General features: G+C 65.1%; 8 protein-coding genes and 2 pseudogenes. 7 read left to right on the top strand and 3 right to left on the bottom strand.

Translation table 11 applies throughout. From position 1 onward, the window contains the following. Positions 1 to 265 precede the first annotated feature (265 nt). Positions 266 to 487 (bottom strand): annotated as a pseudogene (locus tag G6021_RS14065) (FAD-binding dehydrogenase); the annotation flags it as partial. 233 nt (positions 488 to 720) lie between these two features. On the opposite strand from G6021_RS14065, the gene G6021_RS14060 reads away from it, so the two are divergent. The 3 genes and pseudogenes from G6021_RS14060 to G6021_RS17485 all read left to right on the top strand — a co-directional run. Then, positions 721 to 969, top strand: coding sequence for a hypothetical protein (locus tag G6021_RS14060; protein WP_179526348.1), 249 nt, complete (start codon positions 721 to 723; stop codon positions 967 to 969). Beyond that, positions 966 to 2219 carry a hypothetical protein gene (locus tag G6021_RS14055; protein WP_179526347.1) on the top strand — a complete coding sequence of 418 codons (1254 nt, stop codon included), beginning with the start codon at positions 966 to 968 and terminating at the stop codon, positions 2217 to 2219. The genes G6021_RS14060 and G6021_RS14055 overlap by 4 nt, the downstream gene beginning before the upstream one ends. Positions 2220 to 2236: 17 nt before the next feature. After that, a pseudogene (locus G6021_RS17485) lies at positions 2237 to 2327 on the top strand (histone-like nucleoid-structuring protein Lsr2); the annotation flags it as partial. A 629-nt stretch (positions 2328 to 2956) separates the two neighbouring features. Here G6021_RS17485 and G6021_RS14045 read toward each other — a convergent pair. Next, positions 2957 to 3337, bottom strand: a complete 381-nt coding sequence (locus G6021_RS14045) for a DUF3817 domain-containing protein (RefSeq protein WP_241736572.1) — start codon at positions 3335 to 3337, stop codon at positions 2957 to 2959. Positions 3338 to 3761: 424 nt separating this feature from the next. After that, a complete protein-coding gene (locus G6021_RS14035) occupies positions 3762 to 4472 on the bottom strand; it encodes a M23 family metallopeptidase (RefSeq protein ID WP_241736571.1) in 711 nt (236 codons plus the stop codon). Between the two features lie 363 nt (positions 4473 to 4835). Between G6021_RS14035 and G6021_RS17480 the strand changes: the two genes are divergently transcribed. The 4 genes from G6021_RS17480 to G6021_RS17475 all read left to right on the top strand — a co-directional run bounded on the left by G6021_RS17480 (position 4836) and on the right by G6021_RS17475 (position 9526). Beyond that, positions 4836 to 5216 carry a hypothetical protein gene (locus tag G6021_RS17480; RefSeq protein WP_241736570.1) on the top strand — a complete coding sequence of 127 codons (381 nt, stop codon included), beginning with the start codon at positions 4836 to 4838 and terminating at the stop codon, positions 5214 to 5216. A gap of 82 nt (positions 5217 to 5298) precedes the next feature. Continuing rightward, the gene (locus tag G6021_RS14025; RefSeq protein ID WP_179526344.1) at positions 5299 to 6261 is read left to right on the top strand and encodes an SURF1 family cytochrome oxidase biogenesis protein; all 963 of its coding nucleotides are present in this window, start codon (positions 5299 to 5301) and stop codon (positions 6259 to 6261) included. Positions 6262 to 6532: 271 nt separating this feature from the next. After that, on the top strand, positions 6533 to 8470 hold the full coding sequence (locus tag G6021_RS14020; protein WP_182641544.1) for a cytochrome c oxidase assembly protein: 1938 nt from the start codon (positions 6533 to 6535) through the stop codon (positions 8468 to 8470). Positions 8471 to 9028: 558 nt separating this feature from the next. Continuing rightward, positions 9029 to 9526 carry a M23 family metallopeptidase gene (locus G6021_RS17475; protein ID WP_241736569.1) on the top strand — a complete coding sequence of 166 codons (498 nt, stop codon included), beginning with the start codon at positions 9029 to 9031 and terminating at the stop codon, positions 9524 to 9526. Positions 9527 to 9661: the final 135 nt, after the last annotated feature.

Below are 9661 nucleotides of genomic sequence, written 5' to 3'. Positions count from 1 at the left end.
GCCTTCATCCCCGAGAAGATGCAGCCTCCGAGGAACGTGCCCTCCAACGAGTTGTAGCCGTGCACGCCGCCGCCACCGAAGCCGGCAGCGGGTGCACACGGAAGCCTTCCCAGCGGTCCGTCCCGTACACGTACTCGGCGACGAGCCCGAGGCGGGGCTGTCCTTCGACGCCCAACTCAGGCTGGTCGCGCTGCTGCTCGAGCCTGGCAGCCGCCCTCGACCTCACGGGGCGGCGAGCCTGGCGTGCGTGAGCGTCTGCAGCAGGTCCACGTTCCCAGCCGACGGTGGGGATGATCCGCAGGCCCAGGTCGTGCAGGTATTTTCGCTTCTCCCCGGCGGCGAACTCGACGTACGCCCGCGCCCACTGCCGCGGCCAGTGGCCCTCGGGGCGGTCGAACCCGGCGGAGCCGAGCCAGTCCCGCCACGCCAGCTCGAGGGAGTCGGAGATCCCGATCCGCCGCTGCTCCGGGGTGTCCACCAGGAAGAGGCGGTGTCGTCGCCGACAGAGACCACGCCCAGGTTGGGCGCCAGCGCCGCCCGCCTGGGTCCGCTCCGCCACGTGCTGCGTCCAACCCCACCGAAAACTCGACACCTCAGAACCCGGCACCTGATCAGTAAACCGCCGGCAGGTCCACTATCGCTGCGACTCACGGGGAATAGATCGCCAGCGCTTGAGCCGCTGTGCCGCCTCGACTGAGGTGCTGGGGCAGACTCGCCAACATGTTGATGACGATCACCGCCCGTCGTCCGGAGGCGCTTCCCAATCCGAGTGATCTGACCATTCTGCTGCACACACGCCGATCGCTCGGCCAAAACTGCTCCTTAGCGCGCCGCGAGTGCGCACCCAATTTCGAAGGCGAACGCGGCACGACAGCTCGTGAGTCACTATGGCCAATTCGTCAGCACGTCTTAGGCGTCTCGGCCATCGAATCCGAACCCATCAACCCCAGATTGCGAGCCAGCTCATGAGCCCTGACGTCACCGGCCACACCATCCAGGTGGTGGTCCACAGTTCGGTCTTCCAGGGCGGGCCCGTGCCTCCGCTTCACGTGGACGATGTCATCAGCGTTGTACTTGCTTTCGATTCCGAGGCCGAGCCTTCCGCCCCCGGTGTGGTCACCTTTCGGGTGAGGATCCAACCGAAGTTCGGACACGCCCCGTTCGCAGCAGAAGATGGTTCGCTGCGCTGGATGTTCGACGTTTACGGTGCTGGCTGGAGCGCGGAGTGGCACCACCACACCCCGGTCGCCGGGCTGATCCACCTGACAGGGCGCCTCGATGTCGGCTTCACTCGGGCGGTGCCCGGCCAGCCCGGCGTGGTAACCGGGAGGGTTCGGCGGCTGCAACTCGTCGAGCAGTGGGTGGAGTCCACTGTCGCGGGAAACCATTATGTCGCGGGCACAGAGCGGCTACGCGACTTCGGCCCCTCCCCAGATCGCTACTGGCCGCGATGGAAGATTATCGACGACCCCGATACCTTTGCCGAGACCGGCATCCTGGTGGACCTCGACCTCGACGACATACCCGACGACGACACCGAGTTCGATGCGGGAGCAGTAGCCATTGACAGCGCAGACCTGTGGGTGATAGATAAGTCGAACCCCCTCCTGCTGCACATCGACACCACTGCCACGCCACCTCGAGTGACCGAGTACCGATTGCCCCTGGCAATCGAAAAGCCGAGAGAGATGTGGACACGCCGTGTTCATGCCGACCGTGATGGTTGCTGGATCACTTCCCCAGAAGAGATCATTCGCTGCACCCGCACCGAGGCCGCCGAGCTGACCGTCCGCCGGGCCATAGAGACGGGCAGCGACAGAACCACATATCTCGACGGCCGCCTCTTTGTCCTGGAAGCGCCGCACTTTGGGGATCGCACCGACCCCCGTTACGGCTACGTCCGCGTCGAACCCGACGCGCATCCAGTACGCGAGCTCGTCGACGGTGAACTAGTCCCCGTCATAGACGGTGCCACCATCGCTCGAGTTAAAGCTCCAGGTCGACGAGCCGATCAGGTCACCGCCGACGACGGCACCACCTGGATCGCTGACAGGACCCTCGTAGCCCAGCGACCCGACGGGACCAGCCACACCACCGATCTGCACCCCCGCACCCGTGGACACGTGCGCTGGCCGCGCGACGGACCGAGGAGTGGCTTAGCACTCGCCTCACTCAACACCGCCTATGCTCACTTCACGAAAACATCGGACGAGCAGTAGCCAGCGGGGACACCCAGGCGATTCGCCCATGGGCTCAACGGCCACGACGTCTCTGACCGCGGCCGCATCCCCGCCACGGTGACGGAAGCGTACGCAGCCGCCAACTAGGCACACGGCGCCGACCACGGTGACCGCTGGCCGGATCGCCGTGCTCACAAGAGGGACAGGTCCGCTCAGCAACTTTCCGGCCGCCAACGCGGTCATGCGCGGACTTCCCGACACCGAGACATCGCCATCTGGCCCCGTCTCGCTTGATTCCAGTGGCGTCAAGGATGGCAGTGTCGTCCGTCCTCGCCGAGCGGAACTGTGCACGTTCCGGAGACCGTGGGCCCACGCCGGGAACCAGTCGTTATGACAAGTAGGTGGTGCCGAGTTGTGGATTCTGCGGACTCGACCACTCCCTGAGTTGCCCGCACGTTCGTCCGTGTTCGGACCGAACGTGACCGGCGCGCTGGGCGGGCATCGGAGTTTTTCGGCTTGTGGATCTCGCGCGACTTTACGGCACTCTCACCATCGAACTCGACGGCTAGATGGCGCCCCACCGGTCTCCACCGGCCGACGACCTGACCTGCCTGACCTCACTGCAGTGGCAAGACATGGCTGCGCGACACCGCCGCGCCATTCGAAATGAACTTCAACCGTAGGACCTTACCGAGTTCCCCGAAATTCTTCGTTGCGCCGCAGACAGCGAAACGGTCCAAGCAGCTTGACCCCCGATGACCCCACACTGATGACCGCTAGCGGGCGTCACTAACGGGCTGCGAAGCGTGATGGGAAACCGCTTGAGAGGGTCGGGGCGCGAGGTCCCCGCGGCGAGCAAGCCAGCGTTCCAGCGGAATAGTCGCCAGCGGTGGGATCGCAGCGAGGATGGCGAGGAGTGCGACCCACCACCGCCAACGGAGGATGATCGCGGCGCCGATAGCGGCCACGAGGTAGACCACGAACGCGATGCCGTGCAGCATGCCGAAGATCGACACCCCGACCTCGGTGGTCTTGGTGACGTACTTGAGGAGCATTCCGATGAGCAGTCCGGCCCAGGTGCCAGCCTCGATGAACGCGATAGTGGCGAAGACGCGACCGGTCACCCCCATCGGGCGACGTGGGGTCTGGTGAGACATTGGCGGTTCTCCGGGGTGTCAGGTTCGGGCATGTCGGTAAGCGAGGCGAGGTAGCCGGCTACCTGTTCGCACACTGTTGGATCGAGGCGGGTGCTGGTGAGGAATTTGCACAGCCAAAGCCCGTTGGCGGCCAGTCGCGCGATGACCTGCCTCAGCTCAACTGAGGGCAGAGTGCCGCTGCCGGGCTGAGACGGGGTCCAGCGGTTCACGACAGTGTCCCACGTCCGGGATTGGTCTTGTTCGTTGGCAGCCTCGAGCATCCGCGGCTCACACCCAGCCACAGTAAGTGCACTCGCTCAGCCCGCTCGCACCGGGCAGCAAGGCTATGGGCTCTCGCCCCACCTATGCCGAAGCCACCCGCCGAACGGGAGTTGACCGGCCGTGTGGACTGAACGACTCGGATCGCACCTTGTCCACCAGACTCTTAGACGAGAACACCTTGCGCGGCGAGCCATGACACCGGATCAACCCACTGACCAGCGGTGTTCTTTACGCGAAAGTGCAGATGCGGTCCGGTGGAGTCGCCTCGGTTACCGACGGTCCCAATCACTTGACCGGCGCTGACACGCTGACCGACGGTCACGTAATTCTGATCGTTGTGGCCGTACTCCAGCAGTTCGCCGTCATCGGTGCGCACCTGGATCCAGATCCCGTAGCCGGCGGCAGGACCCGAGGCTACGACGACGCCGCTCTTAGCCGCGTAGAGCGGCGTACCGATCGGCGCACCGAAGTCGGTGCCGTTGTGGAAAGTGCCCCACCGCGGACCGAAGCCCGAGGTGATCGAGCCCTTGGTCGGGGCGTGAGCGACACCAGCGACACCGCTGTCCGGACTGAGAGAGCCGAACCCGAGTCCGCTGGCGTACTGCCGGACCTCAGTGGGAGCGATACCGAACTGTTCCCCGATTTGCTCGATCTCGGCGGGGCCGATGCCGAATTGGTCGGCCGCACGCTGAACTGCGTCGATAACCTGCGCCTGGTCGACCTCTACCGATTGAGCGGCGGCGGCTGGAGCGAAGGCGAAAATGAACCCGCCCGAAAGGACGGCGCCAGCGACGGTACCCCCGACAGTGCGGGACACGTTCGATCTACTGCGGACGACGCGATGACGACCGCCGACTGTGGTCGTCGTGCTCATGCCCAACCGCTCATGGAGCGTTGCAACGGTCACGGTTCGGGGGGAAGTGCCCATGCGGGTTGCTCCAATACTCGTGGCTTGCGCGGTCCAACCCGGCCCGTCGGGCCAGCGACGAAACTGAATGTAACAGAAGGATATCGATACCGTCACTATGTGCACAAAAATCGTGTCAATGTTTCGACCTTAGGTTGAGACAACCGGGGGGCTGCCCCCGAACAGTGCCCCGGGGGACCGAGGTCCGGCTTCTTCAATGGAAAGCCCGCCCTCCCAGCGAGACGAGGTCTCGAGCGCAATCACCAGCGAGAAAGCCGCTGGCTGGCGCCTGTTCCCTCTCCCGCTGTTCGGAGTTTTTTGGTGCGGCATATGCCCCTGCACGACAACTCGGTTGCCGCCGCGCTGGCAGCCGAGGCCGCGGCCGCCGGCGGCGCGGCATTTGCCGCTGCACCTGTCGCCTCTGCTCAATCGTCTGACTTCGGGCAGATCGGGCAGATGGTCGAACAAATGGGGGCTCAGCACGGCATCGACGCCGAGCAGGTCCGTCAGTACGCCAGTCAGGTCCCCGGGTTGGACCAGCTCGGGTTCGGGTCGTTGGAGCTGCCCGCCAGCCTCGGTGACGCCCACAAGCCGACCAACGGCACCATCACCTCCAACTTCGGCACCCATCTGCACTTGGGCGGGCAGAACCCGGCGGGCCAGTGGATCGATTCGGTGACGTGGCTGGCCGCGAACGGCGTTATCGTCTGACGGGCCTGGCTCATCGCTACAAACTGGGCGGCGACCGGTCCCGGATGCTAATCGCCCTGCTCCCACCTCTACCGTGAACGGCGTGAACAGGTTTTTTCGTGCGATCACCTCGGGCTGGATGATCGCTTTCATCGCCATCGCAGTGTTCGCCTACGCCTGCTTCACGCTTCTCGCTCCGTGGCAGTTGGGCAAGAATCAGGACCTTGCGGCGCGCAACTCTCAACTAAGTCAGAGCATCGAGGCCGCTCCTGTGCCACTTGCGGAGTTGACGAACCGTGACGGCCCACTCGATCAATCAGAGTGGCATCGCGTGACCGCGACTGGGCAATATTTGCCGCAGGCTGAGGTGTTGCTGCGTCAGCGAGCGGTCGAGGGACGCGCCGTGTACCAAGTGTTCGCGGCGTTTCGCACCGACGAGGGAACCGACATCTTCGTCAACCGCGGGTGGGTCCTGGTGGGCGAGAACAATACAGTTCCGCACTACCCTGCTGCACCAACCGGGCGTGAGACCATCACCGCCAGACTGCGTATGCCCTCGGCCGAGCCAGCCAACCCCATCGTGCTGCACGGTCAACACATGGTGGACAATATCAACACCTCGGCGATGGGCCCGCTAATCGGCCTCGAGCTCGAGCCCCACTATCTCCAGCTCCCTGGAGGTCAGGCCGGATCACTCGAACCCGTTCCGGTTCCGTCCATCGAGCAGGGCTCATACCTGTCATACGGACTGCAGTGGCTCGCATTCGGGGTCTTGGCCCCGATCGGTTTCGGCTACTTTCTGCGGAGCGACCTCAAGGAACGCCGCCGTGCCCGCGACAATGAACACGGCGCCGAAGGCGATCTAGACCAAGTCCCCGGAAGCTCAACAGACCACGACGGCGACCCCATGACCGGCGTCGCCGGAGGCTCCCTCGAGAAAGACACATCGACCGAAGATGGTTCGCACCAGCGACTTACTGAACTGACTGTCCGCAACCGCTACGGCACCAGGTTCGAGGCCGAACGGCGCCGCAGCCTTCGCCACAGTAGCCGTCTGGACTTCTAGCTACCTCCCCCGCGAGGAGTCCTCAGCGCCCGCGCCTCAACCGAAGGCTGCCAGCGTGGTAGCCCTGGGCGGCTATGAGGCGCGGTCCAGCCAAGTCCTGCGGCGACCCCCGGTGAGTTCTTCAGACCGAGTGAGCTGCACGGCACAGGAATTGTTGCTGATGGCAGGGCACTGTCGCGCATTCTAGTTCTCATGGCTGGCTTCCTATGATTAGTCGGTGAGTAATCCTCGGGCGGGTATGCGTCGACCCATCTGGCCAATCTTCCTGGCCTTGTTCACCATCGGCGCAGTGGTAGCGATCACGCTGTCCGGGCTGTCGACCGCGCAGGCTCTGGTTCTTTTAGGCATCCCCGATCCAGGAGTTCTGACCACTGCTGGCCTGCCCGCGGTGCGGGTGATCGCTGAGCTGCTGTGCGCTGCGGCGGTCGGCACCGCGATGTTCGCGGTGTTCTTCACTCCGCCGGCGAGCGACGGCACCCTCGACGTGGCCGGCTATCGTGCGCAGCGAGTGTCCTCGTGGGCGAACCTGGCGTGGGCAGCCTCGGCCGGTCTTCTTGTGCTGCTCACCCTCTCGGACACCTCCGGAAGGCCACTGTCTACGTCGCTTCCCCCGGACCAATGGATTATCGCCGTTGAACAGATCGAGGTCGCGTCCTCGTGGCGGTGGGCTGCGCTACTGGCATTAATCGCCGGCCTCGGGCAGCGCTTCAGTCTTTCCTGGCGCTGGGCCACGGTGTGGCTTGCGATCACTGTTCTATCGCTGCTGCCGGTCGCCGCGACGGGACACTCGGCAGGCGCGGTCGCGCACGACATCGCCACAAATTCGCTCATCCTGCACCTTGTCGCCGCCGCGGCCTGGGTCGGCGGCCTCATCGCTGTGCTCGTGCACACCTGGTGGGGCGGGAGAATGGTCGCGCTTGCCCTTCGCCGGTTCTCCGGAGTGGCCACCGCGGCAATCGCGGTGATGGCGGTCAGCGGCATCGTCAACCTCGTGACACGCTTGCAACTTTCGGACCTGCTCACCTCCACCTACGGGCTACTCGTCATTGCCAAGCTTGTCGCCTTGGCCCTGCTGGGCTTGTGTGGACTGTTCGTCCGCGCCCGTATCGTCGCCGGCCTGGACCGCCTAGACCCGGACGCACCACTTCCCCGGCGTCTCCTGATAGGCATCACCGGAATTGAAGCGGGCCTCATGGCCGCGACCATGGCTGTTGCGGTCTCTCTGGGTCGAACTCCACCTCCAGCACCTCAAGACCTCCCGAGCGTCCACGAGTCGCTGATCGGGTTCCAACTCTCGGGCCCGATCAGCCTGACCACGATCGCGGGGCAGTGGCGATTCGACCTGCTCCTAGGAACAGTGTCCGTCGTTGCCCTCATTCTCTACCTCTGGGGGCTGCGGGCACTGCGGCGGCGCGACATCCAGTGGCCGATTGAGCGCTCCGTTTCCTGGACCCTCGGTTGCGTGCTGTTGTTTCTGACCACCAGCTCAGGCTTCGGCATGTACGCCAGGGCCGAATTCTCAGCCCACATGGCCGCACACGTACTTCTATCTATTGCCGTGCCGATACTGCTGGTCCGGGGTGGCCCGATCACCCTCGCCCTTCGCGCTATACCCGCCGCTGGGCACAGCGATCCGCCGGGGCCGCGCGAGTGGCTAGTCGAGCTCGTCAACAATCCACTCTCCCGCTTCCTCACCCATCCGGTTGTCGTCGCAACGCAGTTCCTGGCCGGTTTCTACGCCTTCTACCTCGGCGGCATCTACGAGAACCTGATCTCCGCGCACCTCGGCCACATGGCCATGAACGTGTTCTTCCTGATCAGCGGCTACCTGTTCTTCTGGGTGATCATCGGTATCGACGAGACACCCAAACCCCTCGCACCCGGCACGAAGCTCCTCGTGCTCCTGGTCTGCCTGCCCGTGCACCTCCTACTCGGCATAGTGCTGCTCACGTCGCAGGCGATCCTGGCCCAGACCTGGTACCGCGATCTCAACCTGCCGTGGATTGCCGACCTCCTGCGCGAACAGCAAGCGGGCAGCGCCACCGCGTTGGCTGCGGGCCAGATGCTACTGCTCATCACCTTGATCGCCCTCGGTCGCAGATGGCTCGCGAGCAGACGCCCCCCGGGAGACCATCCCGGCAGCGCCAAAGGCCACCCGGCTACCGAGCAGCACCGCGAGCAGGAGCTGCCGGAGGCTGCTGAGCACTGATCGCGCACCCGATGACGGCAGGAACGCCCAGCACGCAGGCGACGGGGACAAGCACACCCTTGAAGGTGTGGGCACCGCTCCCCCGTCGGTTGCAAGGATCGCCTCGCCTCGGCTAGCTTGATGACGGGCAATATCACGAAAGCATCACGGTGCAGCGACAGAGGGGACACGGCGGCAGTGGAAAGACGGCGCGCTGGCCGCGGTGGAGACTCACTCACAGTTGACCACTGGGGGCTCGCTGGACCCGTTCGGCAAGGCGGGGCACACTACCAACCTGCCCACTCGAACGCGTTACGGGATCGCCTCATCGTCGTTGCGGTCGCCGCAGGTGCCATTACGTCCTCGGGCAGCGCCCTGGTCACCCAGCACGCAGACGCTTCCGGTGAGCACATCGACCTGATCGCGCACCAGGATCCGATCAGTCCCGCCGCGCCCGGCCCGTCTCTCAGTGCGCCCACCCAGCCCGAGGCACTTGCCCCTCAGCCCGGCGCGACTGAGCCGATCCTCCCACTCGATGACCTGGCAACGGACGGTGCCGGTGCGATGGTGGCGTCGCTGATGGCCGGCACCGCCCTCGATGAACAACGGCAGATTGCTGCGGAGGGTGCACGCCTCGCCGAGGAGCAGGCGCGTCGTCCTCGGGCAGCGATGCCGGCGGTAGGTTCGCTGACCTCGGGATTCGGGCAGCGCTGGGGATCGCTTCACGGGGGCGCCGACATCGCCAACGCCATCGGCACTCCCATCCTGGCGGCCAGCGACGGCATGGTCATCGACGCCGGGCCCGCACAAGGGTTCGGTAACTGGGTGCGCATCATGTCAGACGAGGGCACGATGACCGTCTACGGGCACATGGAGGAAGTCCTCGTCACCACGGGGCAGCGCGTCCAGGCCGGGCAAACTATCGCACTCATGGGAAATCGCGGCTTCTCCACCGGCTCCCACCTGCACTTCGAGGTCTGGACCAACGGGGGCCGAGATCGCGCCGATCCGCTTGAGTGGCTTCGACACCAGGGCATCGACCCGGACTCCAACACCTCGATCGCCCCGTACAGCTGACCGTGCCGTCCCAACAACCGGGGTACACCAGCGCAGCAGGTGCCCCCTCGAGGTTCCGGCTCCCGCGGGGCCGGCCCTGGGTGGAACAACCCTGGGCAGTCAGTCCTCTAGGGGTAAGTCCCGTGGAGTGGTGGG

Origin of the sequence: Dietzia sp. CW19 (assembly GCF_014145265.1) — a bacterium.
Lineage (GTDB): Bacteria > Actinomycetota > Actinomycetes > Mycobacteriales > Mycobacteriaceae > Dietzia > Dietzia natronolimnaea.
Note: the sequence above shows the minus strand (reverse complement) of the source record. Positions and strands in the feature narration are given on the sequence as shown.